The following is a 20,595-nucleotide window of genomic DNA, read 5'->3' on the forward strand; positions in this document are numbered from 1 at the left end:
TATAAGAGACAGACCCGCAGCCCGGCGCCGACGTTCCGGCGGCGCAGCACCTGGATCACCGGCGGCAGTATCAGGCCCAGCACCGCGGCGACCCCGGCGACCATGCCGAGCACCACGGGCCACTGGACGACCAGGCCGGCGGGCGGGTAGGGCTCGGCGGCCTGCACGCTGAGCACGACATGCGGGACGACCAGCCGCGCCACGACCAGGCCGAGCAGCGTCCCGCCGAGGAGGCCGATCGTGACCAGGTACGCCTGCTCGATCGCGAGGACCCCGGTGACCTGCCGGGGCGGGACGCCGAGCGCCCGCAGCACGGCGAACTCGCGGGCCCGCTCCCCCGCCGTCACCGCCGCGTTCACCACGAACGCGATGACGGCGAACGCCAGCGCCGCGCCGAAGCCGAGCACCAGCGCGCCCTGGAGCGCCGCGCCGAGCGGGGCGTCGCGGAGGCGGGAGCGCAGTTCGGCGCGGTTCGCGGCGACCTCGCCCCAGGCGGGGCGATCGGCCAGCGCCTTCGCGGCCGGGCCGGTGGAGCCGCCCCGCGCGGACGCCCACCATTCCCCGGGCGCGATGCTCGTCGGCTCCGTCCCGTTCGCGGTGAGCCGGGTCCCGGTCAGCGTCGGCAGGTCGACGAGGACGCCGGGCTCGCCCGGCGGGACGCTCGGCAGCGCGGGCGCGATTCCCACCACCTGCACCGGCTGCTGCCCGTCGACGGTGCTGACCGTGACCTTGCCGCCGACCCCGACGTCGGCGCGGCGCGCCGTCTCCTCGGTGATCACGCCCGGGACGAGCGGCTGGAGGTCGGTGTTCGTCCCGGCGGCCGTGCCCCGGGACGGCGGCTTCCCCGCGGTGAGCATGGCGTGGACGCCCCCGATGACGTCGAAGAAGGTCACGTCACCGGCCCAGGACGGAGGCGCCGGGATGGCGATCTTCGCCAGCGCGCCCTTCGCCGCCTTCACGGTCGCTCGCGGCCTCGCCTCCTGCGGCTGGACGAACACGTCCCAGCGGGCCCCGGCGGGCGGCGCCGCCTCCCTGGTGCCGTCGCCCCGCACGTGCAGCAGTTCCAGGTCGAGCGGCCCGGAGAAGGTGTTGTTGTCGTAGGAGTAGTGGACGCCCCGGACCGACAGCGGATAGGACGGGACACCCCCCGGGCCCGCCAGGTCGGCGACGTTCAGCGCGAGGGTGTGCTCGCGGCCGTCGGCGACGAGGCCGGGCAGCGTCACCTGCCGGACCAGGCCGCGCGCGTCCGCGACCGTCACGGCCACCTGGTAGGGGTAGCCGGCGGGCGGCCGGTAGTTCCGCTGGGTCTCGGGCACCGGCCCGGCGCGGCTGAGCCGCAGGTCGAACAGCAGCCGTCCCGGCTTGCCCGGGACGGTCAGCGCCGGCGCGGCCGGACGCGCCTTGGCCAGCTCGGCCAGCCGGAGATCGTCCCGCAGCCCCGGCTGGACGCGCAGGATCCGGCCGAGCGCTCCGGCGTCGGCGGCGAGCAGTGTCGCGGGGGCGTTGCCGAGGTCGGCGTCGGTGCGCAGCACGGCCGTCGCCGCGGTCACGCCGGGCAGCGCCGCGACCCGCCCGCCCTGCCCGAGCACCGACGGGGCACCGGCGCCGCTCGCGCTCGCGCGGGTGACGCGCAGGTCGGCCGCGGCCTGGAAGTCGGCCTGGTCCGTCTGGGACCGGCGCCAGGTCGCCATCGTCGTCACCGACAGCACCCCGACCGCCATCGCCATGACGAGCAGCAGCACGGGCCCCGCGTACCGGAGCCGCCGCCGGCCGACCTGCCGGGTGCCGAGCGCGGTGACGAGCCCGCGCCGCTTCGTCGCGGCCCGTTCGGCGACCCGGGACGTCACCGGCACCACCCGGAGCAGCAGCACCCCGCCGGCGAGCAGCGCGAGGGCCGGGCCGGACACGATGAACGGGTCGATCCCGGACGTGCCGTTCCCGCCGCCAGTGCCGTCCGCCCCGTACCGGGTGAGCTGCCAGATCGCGAGCCCGGCGACGACCAGCAGGGCCAGGTCTGCGCCTGAGCCGCGCAGCCGCCCGGTCCGGCCGATCCCGGCCTGCGCCTCGACGAACGTGCGGTTCGCGCCGCGCAATGTCGGGATCGTCAGGACGACCGCGCAGGTCAGCGCGGTCACCACCGACACGATCCAGAGCGGGGCCAGCGGCCCGGCGTCCAGCCGCAGCCCGGAGTCGCGCACCGTCGGGGCGTGCGCGGCGAGCCGCAGCAGGGGCCGCGCCAGCAGCGGGCCCAGCACCGCGGCGGGCAGCACGATCAGCAGGCCCTCGGCGAGGCCGAGCCGCGCGAGCTGCCGCATCCCCATGCCCCGGGTCCGCAGCAGCGCGACCTCGCCGCGCCGGTGGTCGGCGAGCAGCCGCGAGACGAGCAGCCGCGAGACGAGCAGCCACGCGACCCCGGCCAGCAGGACGAGCTGGATCACCGGGATCAGCATGGTGGACCGTGCTACCAGGACGGCGTCGTCGAGCTGCGCGGTCAGCTCGGGGAGCTTGGTCACGACGGAGAACTGCGCGCCGCCGCCCGCCTCCCGGAACGTCTCCTCCGCGTTCGCGACGCGGTCGCCGAGGGGCCGAGCTCACCGGACTCCACGCCGCGCAGGTCGGGCATGACCGTGAACCGGGCGTCGGCGCCGGTCCCGGTGAAGCGGGCCGCGAACACGCCGGGGGGCACCACGAACGGCCCGTACGTCGTGTAGTCGAGCTTCTCGACGCCGGTCGTGACGAGCCGGTCGCCCTGCCAGAAGTAGCTTTCCGGGTCCGGGACGTCGAACAGCCCGACGACGCGGACCTTCACGACGGACCTCTTGTCGACCCGTCCGTGGAGGGTGAGGACGTCGTCCACGCCGGTGCGCATCGCGCGGGCGGCGGCGCCGGGCAGGGCCGCCTGCACCTCGCCGTCGCGCGCCACGGTCGGGTCGGCGGCGGGCCAGCGTCCGCGCGTCAGCCGCGCGTGCCTCTCGATCCCGGTGTAGGTGCCGAACGCCGTCAGCTCGGGATGGTCGCTCTTCTCCTGCCCGGGAAGGGTGTAGGAGTCGCTGCGCACGCCCACCGAGATCGTGAGCGGGACGTCCCCGTACATCTTCGCGAGCGCCCGGCCGACCTGCCCCCGCACCTTGTCGAGCCCGTTGGCGGGGACGTTCGTGCCGACGGTCGTCCCGACCGACTCGAACGTCGCGTCGGCCAGGGTCCGGCGCAGCCCCTCACGGGTCACCGACCCGGTGTAGCCGACCAGCGCGGCGAGGACGGTGGTGGCGAACAACGCGGTCACGCACGCGGCCAGGATCAGCGTTCTGTCCCCGGCCATGCGCCTGAGAACCATCCCCCGTCGCCTCACGAACGGTCATGATCATTCATGTTCTGGGGGCGATACAAGGGTCCGTGATGATCCTGTGTCGATTCGCAACCCTCTTGAAATACGGACAAACTACCTATTGCGGGCCCAGGTCGAGGCGCCCTCCGGCGGGACGGCCTCGGCGCGCCGCAAGATCTCCGACGGCTCCAGCGCCGCCCCTGCCGTGAACGCCTCCGCGAACGCGTCGTCGCCCAGGGCGCTCCGGGCGTGTCCCCCGGCGCGGTCGACGACGGCCTGCTCGGCCCGTCCGGCCCGGACGCCGGTGGACTCCCGGATGGACGCCGCCTTGCCGAGCGCCTCGGCCGCCTGCCGGTGGCGTCCGGGCCGTGCGAGCGCGGAGGCCAGCCCCTCCAGGGCCGCGGCCGTGTCCCTCGGCGCCTCCAGCCGGAGCGCGACGGTCAGGGCGTCGCGCTGGTAGGTGAGCGCGGCGGCCGCGTCGCCGCGGGCCTCGGCCACCTCACCGAGCGCGCTCTGCATCAGCGGCAGGTACAGCGGCGGGAACTCCTCCGGCGAGGCGGCCCGGAGCAGGGGTTCGAGGCGGTCCTCCGCGTCGGTCAGCCGTCCTTCGGCGCACGCCGTCAGGCCCAGGCCGAGCTCGGCGAACGTGACCGCCCCCGCGTGGCCCTGCTCCACGGCCACGCGCAGCGCCCGGCCGAACAGCCGCCGCGCGGCGGACGGGTCGCCGCGCAGGTGCGCGATCCAGCCGCGCCAGGCCATCCGGACGGCGGCGTCCGGCCACATGTGCAGCTCCTCGGCCATCCGCTGCCCGTCGAGCTGGAGCCGTTCGGCCCGGTCGTACTCGCCGGTCAGCTCCGCCAGCCCGCCGAGCCACTCGACGGCCTGGAGCTGCCCCCACCGGTCGCCGAGCTCGCCGAAGAGCACGGCCGCGCGCTCGGCGTCGCGGCGCAGCGCGACCGGGTCGCCGTGCGCGTGCGCCTGCTTGGCCCGCAGGACCAGCGCCGCCGCCTCGCCCCACCGGTCGCCGCACGCGCGGAACCCGGCCAGCGCCTCGGCCAGCATCACCGCGCCGGCGGCGGTGTCCTCCACGTCGAAATGGGCGAACGTCAGGAACCAGCGCGCCCAGGCCCGCATGCCCTGATCGCCGGACGCGTCCACGAGCCGCAGCGCCTCCTCGCGGCGCGCGGCCCCATCGGCCCCGGCGCCCTTCAGGACCGCCAGCCCCGCCCGCCACGTCAGGGCCCTCGCCCGCATCCCGGACGGGCCGCCCTCCAGGGCGAGCGCGGCGTCCAGCGAACGCAGCGCCTCGGTCAGCCTGCCGCGCAGGAACCAGTACCAGGCCAGCGCGTTGACCAGCCGCAACGCGTCCTCGGCCGCATCGGCGGCGATGGCCTCGTCCAGCGCGGTCCGGACGTTGGCGGCCTCGGTGTCGAGCGTCCGCAGCCAGCGCGCCTGGTCGTGCCCGTAGAGGTGCCGCTCGGCGCGCTCGGCCAGGCCGGCGTAGTGGAGCCGGTGCGCCCGCCGGACGTGCCCGTCCTCCCCGGCCTCCGCGAGCCGCTCGGCGGCATAGGCGGCGACCGACTCCAGCAGCCGGTACCGGGGCGGCTCGCCCGGACGTTCCGTCATCACGACCAGCGAGCGGTCGACCAGCCGGACCAGCACGTCCAGGACCTCCGCCTCGGGGACGTCCCCGGGGGCGTCCCCGCCCTTGCACACCGCCTCGGCCGACTCCAGCGCGCAGCCGTCGGCGTGCACGGACAGCCGCCGCAGGACGGCCCGCTCCGGCGCGGCCAGCAGCTCCCAGCTCCAGTCGATCACCGCGGTGAGCGTCCGCTGCCGGGCCGGGGCGCCGCGATGCCCGGACGACAGCAGCCGGAACCGGTCGTCCAGCCGGGCGACGAGGCCCTCGACGCCGAGCGTCCGCACCTTGGTCGCGGCCAGCTCCAGCGCGAGCGGGATCCCGTCCAGGCGGCGGCACAGCTCCCCGACCGGCCCGGCGGTCGCCTCGTCGAGCCGGAACCCCCGCGACGCCGCCTCCGCCCGCGCCGCGAACAGCCGCACCGCGCTCGCCGCGCTCGCCGCCGCCGGGTCGTCGCCGTCGCCGGGGACCTCCAGCGGCGGGACGGCCCACACCACCTCGCCCGCCAGCCCGAGCGGCTCCCGGCTCGTCGCGAGGATCCGCACCCCGGGGACCCTGCGCAGCAGCCGCTCCGCCAGCTCGGCGGCCTGCTCGACCACGTGCTCGCAGTTGTCCAGGACGAGCAGCAGCCGCCGGGCGCCGAGCGCCGCCGCGAGCCGGTCGAGCGCGGCCTCCGGCGCGCCCGGCGCGTCCCGGATGTCGAGGCTCGCCGTGACGACCTCGGCCAGGTCGGGCACCGTCGAGCGCTCGAACCCGGCCAGCTCCGCCATCCAGACGCCGTCGCCGAACGCCTCCACCAGCCCGGACGCGGCCTCCACCGCCAGCCGCGTCTTGCCGACCCCGCCGGGCCCGGTCAGCGTGACCAGCCGGTCGGTGCCGATCCTGGCGCGGATCTCCCTGGCGGCGTCCTCGCGCCCGATCAGCTCGGTCGCCGGGACGGGAAGGTTCGACCGCGGGCCGGGCTCGGGCGGCAGGGGCGCGTTCAGCCCGGGGTCCTGCCGCAGGATCGCGCGCTGCAGGTCGGCCAGCTCGGCGCCGGGGTCGAGGCCCAGCTCGTCGGCGACCAGCGTCCGGTGGCGCTCGAAGCTGTCCAGCGCCTCGCTCTGCCGTCCCGCCCGGTACAGCGCCAGCATGTGCGCGGCCCGCAGCCGCTCGCGCAGCGGATGCTCGGCGACCGCGTCCCCGAGCTCCCCGGCCAGCGCCCCGTGCTCGCCCAGCAGCAGCCGCGCCTCGGCGTGCTCCTCCAGCGCGGTCAGCCGCAGCTCCTCAAGCCGCGCGGACGCCGCCCGGGTGAACGGCTCGTCCGCGAAGTCGGCGAACGCCGGGCCGCGCCAGAGGCCGAGCGCCTCGGCCAGCAGCGCCGCCCGCTCCTTCGGCTCGCCCGCCTGCCGTGCCCGGTCGACGAGGTCCTGGAACCGCAGCGCGTCGACCCGCTCGGCGCCCGCGCCCAGCAGGTACCCGGCGGGACGCGACTCCACCAGCGCCCGCGCGCCGGGCTCCGCGTCCTCCAGCACCCGCCGCAGCTGCGACACCTTCGCCGACAGCGACCCCATGGGGTTCCCGGGCAGCGCGTCGCCCCACAGATCGTCGATCAGCCGGTCGGCGGGCACCGGACGGCCCTCGTTGACCAGCAGGTCCGCGAGCAGGGCCCGGACCTTCAGCCCGGGCACCGGAACGAGCCCGCCGTCGTCGGTCCAGACGGCGAGCGGTCCGAGCAGCCCGAAGCGCACGCTCTGACCCTATCCGCGCCCGTCCACGGAAAAGGACCGTAAGAATCCGGTAAACGGCCTGGGCCAGTGTGGTTCCAGCACACCGGAAGGCGAACGATCGACCACGGAGGACATCATGCGCAAGATCATTAACTCGACCTACATCTCGCTGGACGGCGTGATCGAGAACCCGCAGAACTGGACCTCGGCCTACTTCCAGGACGAGGCCGCCGCCTACGCCCGCGACCTGCTGTTCTCCTGCGACGCGATCCTGATGGGACGCGCGACGTTCGACGGCTTCTCGCAGGCGTGGCCGGCGATGGAGGAGGCGACCGGCGACTTCGGCGTCCGGATGAACAACCTGCCCCACCACGTCGTGTCCGACTCGCTGAACAAGCCCGGCTGGGGCGACACCCGGGTGATCCGGCGGGCGGACGCCGTCGCGGAGATCACCAAGCTGAAGGAGCAGGACGGCCAGGACATCCTGCAGTACGGCTTCGGCGCGGTGACGCGGACGCTCGTCGACAACGGCCTGCTGGACGAGCTGCGCCTGTGGATCCACCCCGTCATCGTCGGCACCGGCGACCCGGCGGAGCTGCTCACCCGCGCCGACTTCTCGGCGACGTTCGAGCTGGCCGGCACCCGGTCCTTCAAGACCGGCGTCATCGTCGCGACCTACACGCCCGCCGCGAAGTAGCGGCGGGCGCGCCGGGCGGCGCCTGCCTGCCGAGCGCCGCCCGGCTCCTCACCGCCCGCCCTCCGGGGGAAGCCGTTCGCTGGCCCCTGAGTACGTTCTCAGGGGAGCTGGTCGAGCATGGACTCCAGGATGCCGGGCGTCCGGACGGGCGGCTCCGCCTGCAGGCCGAGCCGGTTGAGGACGTCCCTGTACCGGGTGATGTCGGCGGGCCTGTCGGGATAGAGGGCGCCGGCGAGCTGCTCCAGATAGACGACGTCGGGCAGCTCCGGCTCGGCGAACCGCAGCAGCGTCACCGGGCCGCACTCGGCCGCGTGCCCGCCGGACGAGAACGGCAGGACCTGCAGCGAGACGTTCGGCAGCCACGAGATGTCGATCAGGAACAGGAGCTGCGCGCGCATCGTCTCGGGGCCCCCGACCACGCGGCGCAGCGCCGCCTCGTCGACCACGGCCCACAGCTTCAGCGGTCCCGGCCGCTCGAACACGCGGCGCCGGCGGCGCATCCGCAGCTCGACCCGCCGCTCGATCTCGTCCGCGGGCGCCTCCGGATGCCGGGCCGTGATGAGCGCGCGGGCGTAGCCGGGGGTCTGCAGCAGCTCGGGGACGTCCTGGACCTCGTACACGCGGGCGACCACGGCGCCCTGCTCCAGCCCGAGGTAGGGCTCGTACCAGCCGGGCACGAGGTCGCCGTACTCCTGCCACCAGCTCGGCCGGGCGGCGAGCTCGACGAGCTCCAGCAGCGAGTCGCGGCGGTCGGGGTCGGTCACGCCGTAGAGGGTGAGCAGGTCGGCGACGTCGCGCTCCTTGAGCCCGACGCGGCCCAGCTCCATCCGGCTGATCTTGGAGTGCGAGCCGCGGATCTCGTAGGCGGCGTCCTCGGTGGAGATCCGCGCCGCCTCGCGGAACCGGCGCAGCTGCGCCCCGACCAGCAGGCGCGGCACGGTCGGGCCCGCCGTCCGCTGCAGGTGCCCGTGCGCGTGCGTCCGCCCGTAGGTGTACCCGTTCGTGGGGACGATCCGTCCCGGCCGCGTTTCCGCGACGTCGTCCGGGTGCTCGCTCGCGCTCATCGCGTCCCGTTCCGGACGCGTACGGACCGCGGCACCGGGCAGCCGCGGGTCCAGGACTCTGACGGCACATCGGTCCGTGGTGCGGGGACTCCCACGGGATGCCTCCTCAGGGCGCGCAAGAACCTTTCTCTTCGCAGAAGCTACTCGTAAATCACTGACTTGCCCAGCTATCCAGATTGTCCGGTTTCATCGCAATCTCGGTGGATACGCCCGACCATCGGGCGCGCAGTCCCTGTGACCTGGCACGATACGGCTCCAAGAAAATCTTGAAAGAAGTCCGGCCGCGATGTCGATCCGGCCGCCCCTTCTTCGACGCGTCAGTGAGGGCCGGGAGGGACCGGCCACTACGAGACAGAGGAGACTGCGATGCGGTTCTTGCTGATGACCACGGACGACAACTCGGGCGACACCCCGCCGGACGAGGCGATGCTGGTCGAGATGGGCAAGTTCATCGAGGAGACGTCCAAGGCCGGGGTGCTGCTGGCCACGGGCGGGCTGGAGCCGCACGGCGTCCGGATCACCTCCTCCGGCGGCAAGATCACCGTCACCGACGGCCCGTTCGCCGAGGCCAAGGAGTCCGTCGTCGGGTTCGCGCTGGTCGAGGTGCGCACCCGCGAGGAGGCGATCGAGCTGTCCCGGCGGTTCTACAAGATCGTCGGAGACGGCGAGGGCGTCATCAAGCAGGTCTTCGGCCCCGGCGACGACCCCTTCCCGGGCGAGTGACCGCGGGCGGTGTCCCCGGCGAGCTGCCCCGGGCAGCCGCTGAGCAGCCCTGAGCAGCCCTTGAGCAGCCGCTGAACTTGCGCGGCGGCCGGTGCTGGTGCTCTCATCGGCAGCGTGACGGCTTCGAACGGGCCCGGTCCGGACAGGTCCGGGGTGCGCGCGAGCGTCGACGCGGTGTGGCGGCTGGAGGCCGCCCGCATCATCGCCGGCCTCGCCCGGATGGTGCACGACATCGGGCTCGCCGAGGAACTCGCGCAGGACGCGCTGGTCGCCGCGCTCGAACAGTGGCCCGAGTCAGGCGTCCCGGACAACCCGGGCGCCTGGCTCATGGCCGTGGGGAAGCGCCGCGCCATCGACCGGCTCCGCCGCCTGCAGCGGCTCGAGCACAAGCTGGAGGAGATCGGCCGCGACCTGGAGACGCAGGCGCCGCCGGAATTCGACGTCCCCGACGACGAGCACATCGAGGACGACGTGCTCCGCCTCGTCTTCACCGCCTGCCATCCCGTCCTGTCCACGCAGGCCAGGGTCGCGCTGACGCTGCGCATGCTCGGCGGCCTGACCACCGAGGAGATCGCGCGGGCGTTCCTCACGTCCGAGCCGACGGTCGCGCAGCGGATCGTCCGGGCGAAGCGGACGCTGTCGGACGCGGGCGTCCCGTTCGAGGTCCCCGAGGGGCCGGACCGGGCCGTCCGGCTGTCGTCCGTCCTGGAGGTCATCTACCTGATCTTCAACGAGGGCTACACGGCCACGGCGGGCGACGACTGGGTGCGGGCCGACCTGTGCCAGGAGGCGCTGCGCCTCGGCCGGATCCTCGCCGAGCTGGCGCCCGGCGAGCCCGAGGTGCACGGGCTCGTCGCGCTGATGGAGATCCAGGCGTCCCGGACGAGGGCGCGGACCGGGCCGTCCGGCGAGCCCGTCCCGCTCGCCGACCAGGACCGCGGCCGCTGGGACCGCCTCCTCATCCACCGCGGTTTCGCCGCGCTGCTCCGCGCGAAGGCCATCGGCGAGCCGCCTGGGCCGTACGTCTTGCAGGCCGCCATCGCCGCGTCCCACGCGCAGGCCCCCGCCGCCGAGGACACCGACTGGATGCAGATCGCGTCGCTGTACGAGATCCTCGCGAGCGTCGCCCCGTCCCCCGTCGTGGAGCTGAACCGCGCGGTGGCGGTCGGCATGGCGCACGGGCCGGAGAAGGGCCTGGAGATCGCGGACGCGCTGGTCGACGAGCCGTCCCTGCGCGGGTACCACCTGCTGCCGAGCGTCCGCGGCGACCTGCTCGCCCGGCTCGGGCGCACCGCCGAGGCCCGGACGCAGTTCGAGCACGCCGCGGCCATGACCCGCAACGCGCCCGAGCGCAAGATCCTCCTGGACCGCGCCGCCACGCTGCGCGACGGCTCTGAGTAATCCCTGGGAACATGCGCCAAACGGCGTTCGCTACTTAGGGGAAGGCCGAGGCTCGGAGAGGAATCCCGGTGATAGATCGCTCAGACGTCCAGGCCGCCAGTGCCCGGGTGGACGGCCATGTCCGCCGCACGCCCGTGCTCGCGGTGGACCTGGCGCCGCTCGCGCCCGCCGCGCGCATCTGGCTGAAGCTGGAGCTGACCCAGCACACCGGGTCGTTCAAGGCGCGCGGCGCGTTCAACCACATCCTCGCCGCGCGGGACGAGGGGCGCCTGCCGGACGCCGGGGTCGTCGCGGCCTCCGGAGGCAACGCGGGCCTCGCGTTCGCGTACGCGGCATCGCGAGTGGGCGTCCCGGCCGAGGTGTACGTGCCGGAGACGGCGCCGCCGGTGAAGGTCGCCCGGCTGCGCGCGCTCGGCGCCGCGGTCGTCCAGGTCGGCACCCGGTACGCCGAGGCGCAGGACGCGGCCGTCAAGCGCGCGGCCGACACCGGCGCGCTGTTCTGCCACGCCTACGACCTCCCCGAGGTCTGCGCCGGGCAGGGCACGCTCGGCGCGGAGATCCTGGCGCAGACCGGCGGGGAGATCGACACGGTCCTGCTGGCGGTCGGCGGCGGCGGGCTGATGGCGGGCGTCGCCGCCGCCCTCGACGGCCGCGCCCGCGTGGTCGGCGTCGAGCCCGAGCGCATCCCGACCCTCGAACGGGCCGTGCACGCGGGGCACCCGGTCGACGTGGACGTCTCCGGCGTCGCGGCCGACTCGCTCGGCGCCACCCGGCTCGGCGAGATCGCGTTCTCCGTCGCGTCCCGGACCGGGGTGCGGCCCGTCCTCGTCACCGAGGAGGCGATCATCGAGGCGCGGCGGTTCGTCTGGGACGAGTACCGCCTGGCCGTCGAGCACGGCACGGCGTCCGCGGTGGCCGCGCTCCGCTCGGGCGCCTACCGTCCGGCGCCGGACGAGCGGGTGATGGTCGTCCTCTGCGGGGCCAACACCGACCCGTCCGACCTGGTCTGACCCCACGCCTTCAGGTGGGCGGCGAGGGCTTCAGGTAGGCGGCGAGGGCGCGGGCCTCGCGGACGAGGTCGGACGAGCCCTTCCGGGCCGCGAGCTCCTCGATCCCGGGGACGGCGCCGCGCGCCCCCGACCAGCGCGCGGTCCGGAGGCCGAGCGCGATCAGCCGCTTCAGGCCGTGCACGGGGCGCTCCCCCGGCTCCGGGCACAGGACGGGCAGCGCGGCGGCGATGACGTCCCAGATCCGGGCGTAGGCGCCGGCGTCCGCGGCGCGTTCGAGGGCCTCGATGATCCTGACCGGCTGGACGGTGCCGTCGCGCGCGAGGCGTCCGATGTGGCGTCCGAACTCGGCGGCGGGCAGGTCGCCGCGGGCGGCCATGGTCAGCAGCGCCCGGTCGGCCTCGCCGTGCCCGCGCAGGACGAGCTGCCGCGCCAGGAAATACCCCACGGCCTCGGCGAACGGCCCGTCCGCGCGGGTGATCTCGATGAACTCCCCCACCGGCATCCCCGGGCTCGCCGAGTACCTGCGGCCCCGCAGACCCGGCAGGACGTGCGCGGCGACGACCTCCGGATGGGAGGGCAGCAGCCGCGACCAGGCCCGCTGAAGGAGGTCGCCGTCGGAGGCGAGCATGGGCGGGGTCGTGAACAGCTGGTCGACCAGCGGGAGCCCGGTCGGCGGCGCGCTGATCACGGCGACCGGCGGGCCGTGCTCGGCGAACGACCGCAGCGAGACCTCGGGGACGGGCAGCCCGCCCCCGGCCAGCCAGGTCGCGGCGGTCCCCCCGGCCGGCGAGGTCAGTGCGGCCGCGCGCCGGACCGCCTCGGGGACGATGTCGCGGGGCAGCCGCAGCAGGGCCTGCTGGACGTCGGCGGGCCCCGGGTCGGCGCCCGCGGCGTCGAGCAGCTCCAGGCGTTCCACGAGCGCGAGCGGGTCGAGGTGCCCGGTCGGCTCCGTCGGAGTGGAGAGGAGGAGCGGCGGCGGCGAACCCGTCTCGACGGCGGCGACGATCTCCGCGCACCGGTGCAGCAGGAGCAGCCGCGGGACGCAGACGTGCCGGGACGTCGGGAGCCGCGCACGCCAGTTCGGGGGAGGCGGCGCCGTGGCGGTCAGCAGGCGTCCGGCCGCCGCGAGCCATTCGTGGGGCAGTGACCAAAGCGGGGCCGGGCCTGGGCCTGGCGGGAAGCCCGGGCCGAGCACGCGCGTGAGCGCGGCGCGGAGGGCCTCCGGGTCGTCATGAGCGAGCCGGACGAACGCGTCCATCACCCGTTCGGCTCGGGCCCAGTCGGCGTCGATGTCGTAGAAGGTCTCGGCCAGCTCGGCGGCCGTCGTGATCGGCGGCGGAAGCGGCCCGGGGACCGGCGGTAAGGGTGCGGTGAGCGGAGGCGGCGGCGCGTCGTGCGGCTCGGGCCGGGCGACCTCGCCGCCGAAACGGGCGGCGATCTCGGTGCCCAGGTCGTGCGGGAGCAGGGGCACGGCGTCGGCGATCGGCGTCGCCTCGGCCGCCGCCGGGAACTTGAGCGCGACGCGGACGGCGCGCTGCCGCACGCTGTACGACTCGTGCGCGAACGCCTGGGCGAGGGCGGAGGCGCAGCCGCCGGCGAGACCGGGCCGCCGCTGGACGGTCTGCTCCAGCCACGACAGCCCCGACTTCACCAGCCCCGACTCGGCGCGGAACAGCACCCCGTCCAGGGCCTCCACCACCTGCCGCGACGGGAGCCCGGGAACCTCTCTGAGCAGGTCGAGCGCGACGTCGGCGACCGGGCCCGGCGCGGACGGGAGCAGCCGCACGTAGTCGAGCGCGTGCTCGCGGACCTCGCGTTCCCTGACGGCCGCGTCGGCCGGCAGGAGCAGGCCGTGCAGCCGGACGAAGAAGCGCAGGTCGGTGGCCGTCCCGCCGCGCAGGAAACGGCGGACGCAGCCGTCCAGGAGCGCCCGCCGGTCGACGACGCCCCGGTCGGCGAGCGTGGCGAGGGTCCGCGGCCAGGACGGGTTGTCGCGCAGCCGCCGGCCGACGCCTTCCGCCTCGAAGACGCGCGGCAGCAGGAACGGCAGCAGCGGATCCTTCGGGCGGGGCGGCGCGGACGACACCCAGCCCACGACCAGCGGGTCGTGGGCGGGCGGCTCGATGCCCGTCTCGGCCAGCAGCGCCAGCACGAGGTCGAGCCCGATGTGCCGCGGGCCGCGCAGCCGGAGCGTGAGGCGCCGCGCGAGGTCGGCGAGCCACGCGTCGTCGCGGTCGGCCCAGAGGCCGAGGAGCAGGCGGGTGTCGTCGTGGTCGCCGAACCAGCGGGTGTTGAACTCGCGCCGGTTGAGCCAGGTCGCGACCGCGGACGCGCCGGTCAGCGTGCCCGCGCCCGCGGCGCGGAAGGCGGGGGCGTAGTCGTCGATGCCCTCCCAGGGCTCGCGCCGCGCCCGCACCTCCTTGACGTGGCCGGGCAGCGCCTTGGCGACCGCGCGGCGCCCCGCGGCGTCGAGATCGCGGACGGCGCCGGCGACCGTCCTCGGTTCACGCGCGTCGATGAGGGCGGCGACCGTCTCCCACGCGCGGGCACCGTCCAGGACCGGTAACTGCGTTGCGCTCGACATGCCCCGGACGCTAGAGCCCGCCACCGACAGTTCGGCGACCCCCGTGCCCGGCTCAGCCCGTCGTGCGGAGGGGCTGCAAGGGCAGCGGCCGGACGGGCCGCTCCGGCCCGCTGGGCTGGATCTCGCGCCCGCTCCCGCACAGCGCCTCCACCACGTGCGCGCCGAGCGCGCTGTCGATCGGGTGCGGGACGGGAACGCCGTTGGAGTCGAGCTTCTGGTACTTCGTGAGGTTGAGCGCGAAGGTGATCTGGCGGGCCCCGCCCGCCGACGACAGCGACTGGGTTCCGGCCCCGAAGACGGCGCCGTCGTGGCCCCAGAACGTCCCGCACGGCAGGTGGATGGAGTAGAGCCCGAGGCCGTAGTTCATCAGGACGTTGCCGTCCGCGTCCTTCGCGGGGACGGTGCGTTGCATCTCGGCCAGCGCTGCCTTGCCGATGAGCCCACCGGTGAGCAGCCTGCTGTAGAAGCGGTTGAGGTCGTCCGTGGTGGAGACCAGTGCGCCCGCCGTCCACGCCCAGCTCATGTTGAACGTGCCGTAGTCGCGGGGTGGTTTCACGTGCTGGTAGAGCGACTCGTACATCCGCGAGTGCGGCTCGTCGATGTGCGGGCTGGACGGGAGTAGGTGTGCTTCAACCCGGCCTTGCCGATGACGTTCCGGTCGATGTACTTCTCCGCCTTCGTCCCGGTGACCTTCTCCAGGAGCCGTCCGGCGATGACGTAGTTGGTGTTGGAGTAGGACCAGCGTTCGCCCGGCTCACCGGTGCGCGGCGCCTGCATGCCCCACTTGATGAGCTGCTCGGGAGAGAGCTTCCGCGGGCGGTTCTCGTCCAGGCCCTTGGGAGAAATTTCCGCCAGCGACGGGAACGCCAGGGCGACGTAGTCGCCGATGCCGCTGGTGTGGTTGAGGAGCATCCGGACGGTGACCTGCTTGCCAGGCCGTCCGGGGAACACCTCGGGCAGGTACTGGCCGACCGGTGCGTCGAGCCCGACGCGCCCCTTCTCGACCTGCTGAAGGATCGCCGTGGCGACGAACGTCTTGGTGATGCTTCCGGCCCGCTGCCGCATGTGCGGCGTGACAGGCCGCCTGGTCCGGGTGTCGGCAACACCGGACGCGCCGTTCCACGTGGTGCGCCCATCCCGGACCGCCGAGAACAGCCCGGCCGCACTCCGGGGTCAGCTCAGCAGGTCGGCGAGGGTTTCGCGCCGGGACGGGTGGCGCAGCTTGTGCATCCCCTTGGACTCGATCTGCCGGATCCTCTCGCGGGTCACCCCGTAGACCTTGCCGACCTCTTCGAGGGTCTTGGGTTCGCCCCCGGACAGCCCGAACCGCAGCGAGATCACGCCCGCCTCCCGTTCGGTAAGCGTCTCCAGGACGGCGTCGAGGCGTCCGCGCAGCATCGAGGACGCGACGACGTCGGCGGGGTCGCCGCCGTCCGGGTCCTCGATGACGTCGCCGAGCTCGCCGTCGCCGTCCTCGCCGAGCGGGGTGTGCAGCGACAGCGGCTCGCGGGCCTGCCGGCGCAGCCATTCCACCTTCTCCGGCGTGATGTCCAGCTCGACGGCCAGCTCCTGCGAGGTCGGCTCCCGGCCGAGGTCCTGCATCATCCGCCGCCGGACGCGCGTCATCCGGTTGAGCACCTCGACGACGTGCACGGGGATGCGGATCGTCCGGCTCTGGTCGGCCAGCGCGCGGCTGATCGCCTGCTTGATCCACCACACCGCGTAGGTGGAGAACTTCAGGCCCCGGCGGTACTCGAACTTCTCGACGGCGCGGATCAGCCCGAGGTTGCCCTCCTGGACGAGGTCGTTCAGGGGCAGGCCGTGGCCCATGTAGCGCTTGGCCAGCGACACGACAAGGCGCAGGTTCGCCTCGACCATGTGCTCCTTGGCGCGTCGCCCGTCGACGGCGATCCACTCCAGGTCGGCGCGGTCCTGAAGGCTGAGGTCGTCGCGGAGGGTCTCGAGACGTTCACGGGCGAACAGGCCGGCCTCGATGCGCTTGGCCAGGTCGACCTCCTGCTCCGCGGTGAGCAGCGCGGTGCGGCCGATGCGCGAGAGGTAGTCCTTCATCGGGTCGACGAGGTTCACGGTCGCTCGCGGAATCCCACGGGGGGCCGCGCTGGGCGCGTCGGTGGCGTTCAGGGCGGTGTCCTTTGCTCGTCCGGCCGGGAGGGAACGGGTCACCCGTTCTCGGTACCCGATAGCCTTGTGACATAAACTTAGGATCGACCTAGAGATATGTCAATGACAAACTTAGGTCACGTATGAGACCCTGTCCGTATGGGACTGCGGGAGATGAAGAAGCAGCAGACGAGGGAGAACATCTCGCACGAGGCCACGCGCCTCTTCCTGCGGCACGGCTTCGACCGGGTGACGATCGCCGACGTCGCCGCGGCGGCGCAGGTGGCCAAGATGACGGTCACCAACTACTTCCCGCGCAAGGAGGACCTCGCGCTCGATCTGCACGCCGCCTTCGTCCAGCGGCTCGCCCGCACGGTCGCCGACCGCGCGCCCGGCGAGTCGGCGCTCGCCGCGCTGCGCCGCGGCTTCCTCGACGCCGTCGAGCGGCGCGACCCCGTGATCGGCTTCTCCGGCGCCGGCTTCGCCCGCATGATCACCGGGAGCCCGGCACTGGTGGCCCGGCTCCGCGAGTTCCACGAGGAACGCGAGGACGCCCTCGCCGCCGCCCTCGCCGAGGACACGGGCGCGGCCCCGTCCGACCCGCTCCCCCGCCTCGCGGCCGCGCAGCTCGCCGGCGTCCACCGCGTGCTGTTCAACGAGACCCTCCGCCGCACCCTGGACGACGAGACCGACGACGAGATAGCCGCCGCCCTCACCACGACGGCTCACGTCGCCTTCGACCTCCTGGAACCGTCGTTCTCCACGTACGCCGTCCGCCCGTTGTCCTGATCCGGCCAGGCGGGACGCGTCAGGTGATGACCAGGAGCAGGTCTCCCGCCTGGGCCTGGGTGACCTCTGGGACGGCCAGGCGAGCGACCGTGCCCGCGGTGGGGGCGGTGATGGCGGCCTCCATCTTCATGGCCTCGATGGTGGCGACCACGTCTCCGGCGGCGACCTCGTCGCCCTTGGACACGCGGAGGGTCACCGAGCCGTCGAAGGGGGCGGCGACGTGGCCGGGCTCGGACGGGTCGGCGCGCTCGACCGGCGGCGCGTCCGACACGACGGACTTGTCGCGGACGGAGAGCGTGCGGAGCTGGCCGTTCACCGTGCAGATGACCTGCCGGACGCCCGCCTCGTCGATGGCGCCGACCGCCTCCAGGCTGGCGAGAACGCGCACACCGGGTTCGAGGTCGAACGCGACCTCGTGTCCGGTGCGGAGCCCGTAGAGGAACGGGCTCGTGGGCAGGACTGACAGGTCTCCGTAGGCGGCGCGGGCTTCGCGGTAGTCCTTCGCTGGGCCGGGGAAGAGGAGGCGGTCCAGGGTGTCGCGTACTTGGGGGCCGTCCAGGGCCTTCTCTTCGGCGCCGTCGAGTTCGGCACGGGCGGGCGTGTATTGGCGTCCTGCGAGGGCCTTGGTGCGGAACGGTTCGGGCCAGCCGCCGGGCGGGTCGCCCAGTTCGCCGTTCAGGAAACCGATGACGCTGTCGGGGATGTCGTAGCGCTCCGGGTTCTCCGCGAAGTCGCCGGGGTCGGCACCGGCCGCGACCAGGTGCAGGGCCAGGTCACCGACGACCTTGCTGGACGGGGTGACCTTCACGAGCCGTCCGAGGATCGCGTCGGCCGCCGCGTACAGGCGCTCGATCTCCTCGAAGCGGTCGCCGAGGCCGAGCGCCACGGCCTGCTGCCGGAGGTTGGAGAGCTGCCCGCCCGGGATCTCGTGCTGGTAGACGCGTCCGGTCGGCGACGGCAGGCCCATCTCGAACGGCGCGTACAACTTCCGGACGGCCTCCCAGTACGGCTCCATGACGGTGAGCGCGTCCAGGTCGATCCCCGTGGCGTGGTCGGTGGAATCGGTCGCGGCGACGATCGCCTGGAGGGGCGGCTGGCTCGTGGTGCCCGAGAGCGGCGCGGCGGCTCCGTCGACGGCGTCGACACCGGCTTCGATGGCGGCGATGTAGGTGCCGATCTGACCGCCTGCCGTGTCGTGGGTGTGCAGATGGACGGGCAGGTCGAACCTCTCGCGGAGAGCCTTGACGAGGGTGCGCGCGGCAGGGGCGCGGAGCAGCCCGGCCATGTCCTTGATGCACAGGATGTGGACGCCCGCCTCGACAAGTTCCTCTGCGAGGCGCAGGTAGTAGTCGAGGGTGTAGAGCCGCTCGTCCGGGGAGGAGAGGTCGCCGGTGTAGCAGAGCGTCCCTTCGACGAGCGCATGCGTTTGCAGGACGGCGTCGACGGCCGGACGCATGCGTTCCACGTCGTTCAGCGCGTCGAACACACGGAAGATGTCGACGCCCGTACTGGCCGCCTCCTTGACGAAAGCACGCGCGACCGAGTCGGGGTACGGGGTGTAGCCGACGGTGTTGCGGCCGCGCAGAAGCATCTGGATGCACATGTTCGGGGCGGCCTCACGGATCGCGGCCAGCCTGTCCCAGGGCGACTCGCCCAGGAAGCGGAGTGCGACGTCATACGTCGCGCCGCCCCATGCCTCGATGGAAAGGAGCTGCGGCGTCATACGGGCCAGGTAGGGCGCGGCGGCGAGCAGGTCGTACGTGCGTATGCGGGTGGCCAGGAGCGACTGATGCGCGTCCCGGAACGTGGTGTCGGTGACGGCCAAGGCGGTCTGGGAGCGGAGCTGCTCGGCGAACGCGCGCGCGCCGAGCGCGAGGAGCTGATCCCGTGAACCTTGTGGGAACGGGCCGTCCATGTTGAGCGGCGGGAGCTTCGTCGCCGGATCCAGGTCGGTGGGCGCCTCGCCGTGCGGCTTGTTGACGGTCACGTCCGCCAGGTACCGGACGAGCCGCGTCGCGCGGTCACCGCTCGACCGGGCCGTGAGCAGCTCGGGATGGTCACCGATGTAGGACGTCGTGACTCCGCCCGCTCGGAAGTCGGGCTCGTCCAGCAGCGCCTGCAGGAACGGGATGTTCGACGCTACGCCGCGGATACGGAACTCTGCGACCGCCCGGCGGGCCCTGCGCACCGCCTCCTCGAACGTCCTGCCGCGGCAGGTCAGCTTGACCAGCAGCGAGTCGAAGTGCGGGGAGATGATCGCGCCGCCGTAGGCGGTGCCCGTGTCCAGCCGGACGCCCGCGCCGCCCGGCGACCGGTACGCCGAGATCTTCCCGGTGTCGGGACGGAAGCCGTTCGCGGGGTCCTCCGTCGTGATGCGGCACTGGACGGCGAAGCCGCTCACCGCCACCTCGTCCTGCGCGACGCCGAGGTCGGCGAGCGTCTCGCCGCCCGCGACGCGCAGCTGGCTCTGCACGAGATCGACGCCGGTGACCTCCTCGGTCACGGTGTGCTCGACCTGGATGCGCGGGTTCATCTCGATGAAGACGTGCTCGCCGCGGTCGTCCACGAGGAACTCCACGGTGCCCGCGTTCTCGTAGCCGATCTCGCGGGCGAACCGGACCGCGTCCTCGCAGAGCCGCCGCGCGATCTCCGGGTCCAGCCCGGGCGCGGGCGCGATCTCCACGACCTTCTGGTGGCGGCGCTGCACGGAGCAGTCACGTTCCCGCAGGTGGACGATGTGCCCGGCGCCGTCCGCGAGGATCTGCACCTCGATGTGGCGCGGCCGGTCCACCGCCTGCTCCAGGAACACGGTCGGGTCGCCGAACGCGCTCTGCGCCTCGCGGCGGGCGGTGTCGACGGCGGCCTCAAGGTCTTCGCGGTGGTCGACGCGGCGCAGGCCGCGCCCGCCGCCGCCGGCCGCGGCCTTCACGAACAGCGGGAACCCGACCTCGTCGGCCGCGTCCAGCTCCCGTCCCGGCTCGGGCGTCACCGAGCGCAGGACCGGCAGGCCCGCGCGCCGCGCCGCCGCGACCGCCTCGATCTTGTTGCCCGCAAGGCTCAGCACCGATGACGGCGGGCCCACGAACTTGATCCCGTTGCGCTCGCACGCCTCCGCCAGCTCCGGGCTCTCCGAGAGGAACCCGTAGCCCGGGTAGACGGCGTCGGCGCCGACCCGCAGCGCGGTCTCCACGATGCCGTCCACGTCCAGGTAGGCGCGGACGGGATGGCCGTGCTCACCGATCTCGTACGCCTCGTCCGCCTTCTGCCGGTGCAGGGACAGCCGGTCCTCGTGCGCGTAGACGGCGACGCTGGCGATGCCGAGTTCGTAGGCCGCGCGGAAGGCGCGGACGGCGATCTCGCCACGGTTGGCGACGAGCAGCTTCGTGATCACGTGGTTCTCCAGGAGACGGCGGCGGGGGCGTCGGGATCTTCGGATACCTACCCAGTTGAGCGGCCGGGACAGCCACCCGCGACGGACAAGGGCGTGAACAAAGCGATGGATGGCGCCCAGCGGGAAAAATGCACGATTCTTC

The 20,595-nt window shown here is 73.9% G+C and carries 12 protein-coding genes and 1 pseudogene; 5 read left to right on the forward strand and 8 right to left on the reverse strand.

Features of this window, described 5'->3' with window-relative positions; all coding sequences use genetic code 11:
- From ETD83_RS17875 to ETD83_RS17885, 3 genes are all read right to left on the reverse strand, one after another.
- Positions 1-2,513: FtsX-like permease family protein (locus ETD83_RS17875; protein WP_138646265.1), on the reverse strand; the 2,513-nt coding region annotated here is incomplete at its 3' end.
- Positions 2,510-3,319 carry a hypothetical protein gene (locus tag ETD83_RS17880; RefSeq protein WP_138646266.1) on the reverse strand — a complete coding sequence of 270 codons (810 nt, stop codon included), beginning with the start codon at positions 3,317-3,319 and terminating at the stop codon, positions 2,510-2,512. The genes ETD83_RS17880 and ETD83_RS17875, both read right to left, overlap by 4 nt.
- A gap of 120 nt (positions 3,320-3,439) precedes the next feature.
- Positions 3,440-6,694 carry a BTAD domain-containing putative transcriptional regulator gene (locus ETD83_RS17885; protein WP_138646267.1) on the reverse strand — a complete coding sequence of 1,085 codons (3,255 nt, stop codon included), beginning with the start codon at positions 6,692-6,694 and terminating at the stop codon, positions 3,440-3,442.
- A 115-nt stretch (positions 6,695-6,809) separates the two neighbouring features.
- On the opposite strand from ETD83_RS17885, the gene ETD83_RS17890 reads away from it, so the two are divergent.
- Positions 6,810-7,370: a dihydrofolate reductase family protein gene (locus ETD83_RS17890; protein WP_138646268.1), complete on the forward strand. Its 561-nt coding sequence runs from the start codon at positions 6,810-6,812 to the stop codon at positions 7,368-7,370.
- A 98-nt stretch (positions 7,371-7,468) separates the two neighbouring features.
- Here the strand turns inward: ETD83_RS17890 and ETD83_RS17895 are convergent, their stop codons facing one another.
- Positions 7,469-8,434 carry a helix-turn-helix domain-containing protein gene (locus ETD83_RS17895; protein ID WP_138646269.1) on the reverse strand — a complete coding sequence of 322 codons (966 nt, stop codon included), beginning with the start codon at positions 8,432-8,434 and terminating at the stop codon, positions 7,469-7,471.
- A gap of 366 nt (positions 8,435-8,800) precedes the next feature.
- Here ETD83_RS17895 and ETD83_RS17900 point away from each other — a divergent pair, with 366 nt between their 5' ends.
- From ETD83_RS17900 to ETD83_RS17910, 3 genes are all read left to right on the forward strand, one after another.
- The gene (locus ETD83_RS17900; RefSeq protein ID WP_138646270.1) at positions 8,801-9,157 is read left to right on the forward strand and encodes a YciI family protein; all 357 of its coding nucleotides are present in this window, start codon (positions 8,801-8,803) and stop codon (positions 9,155-9,157) included.
- Positions 9,158-9,376: 219 nt separating this feature from the next.
- Positions 9,377-10,558 carry an RNA polymerase sigma factor gene (locus ETD83_RS17905; RefSeq protein WP_138646282.1) on the forward strand — a complete coding sequence of 394 codons (1,182 nt, stop codon included), beginning with the start codon at positions 9,377-9,379 and terminating at the stop codon, positions 10,556-10,558.
- A gap of 68 nt (positions 10,559-10,626) precedes the next feature.
- The gene (locus ETD83_RS17910; protein ID WP_138646271.1) at positions 10,627-11,568 is read left to right on the forward strand and encodes a threonine/serine dehydratase; all 942 of its coding nucleotides are present in this window, start codon (positions 10,627-10,629) and stop codon (positions 11,566-11,568) included.
- Between the two features lie 10 nt (positions 11,569-11,578).
- Here the strand turns inward: ETD83_RS17910 and ETD83_RS17915 are convergent, their stop codons facing one another.
- From ETD83_RS17915 to ETD83_RS17925, 3 genes and pseudogenes are all read right to left on the reverse strand, one after another.
- Positions 11,579-14,152, reverse strand: a complete 2,574-nt coding sequence (locus tag ETD83_RS17915; RefSeq protein WP_138646272.1) for a DUF6493 family protein — start codon at positions 14,150-14,152, stop codon at positions 11,579-11,581.
- A gap of 52 nt (positions 14,153-14,204) precedes the next feature.
- Positions 14,205-15,307: pseudogene (locus tag ETD83_RS45995) on the reverse strand (serine hydrolase domain-containing protein).
- An 18-nt stretch (positions 15,308-15,325) separates the two neighbouring features.
- Positions 15,326-16,336 (reverse strand): RNA polymerase sigma factor, encoded by a 1,011-nt coding sequence (locus ETD83_RS17925; RefSeq protein WP_407921493.1) that lies wholly within the window; start codon positions 16,334-16,336, stop codon positions 15,326-15,328.
- A gap of 96 nt (positions 16,337-16,432) precedes the next feature.
- Here ETD83_RS17925 and ETD83_RS17930 point away from each other — a divergent pair, with 96 nt between their 5' ends.
- Positions 16,433-17,062, forward strand: coding sequence for a TetR/AcrR family transcriptional regulator (locus ETD83_RS17930; RefSeq protein WP_138646273.1), 630 nt, complete (start codon positions 16,433-16,435; stop codon positions 17,060-17,062).
- Positions 17,063-17,081: 19 nt separating this feature from the next.
- Here the strand turns inward: ETD83_RS17930 and ETD83_RS17935 are convergent, their stop codons facing one another.
- Positions 17,082-20,453, reverse strand: a complete 3,372-nt coding sequence (locus tag ETD83_RS17935; protein WP_138646274.1) for a pyruvate carboxylase — start codon at positions 20,451-20,453, stop codon at positions 17,082-17,084.
- Positions 20,454-20,595 lie beyond the last annotated feature (142 nt).

The organism is Actinomadura soli (genome assembly GCF_005889715.1).
GTDB classification, from domain to species: domain Bacteria; phylum Actinomycetota; class Actinomycetes; order Streptosporangiales; family Streptosporangiaceae; genus Spirillospora; species Spirillospora soli.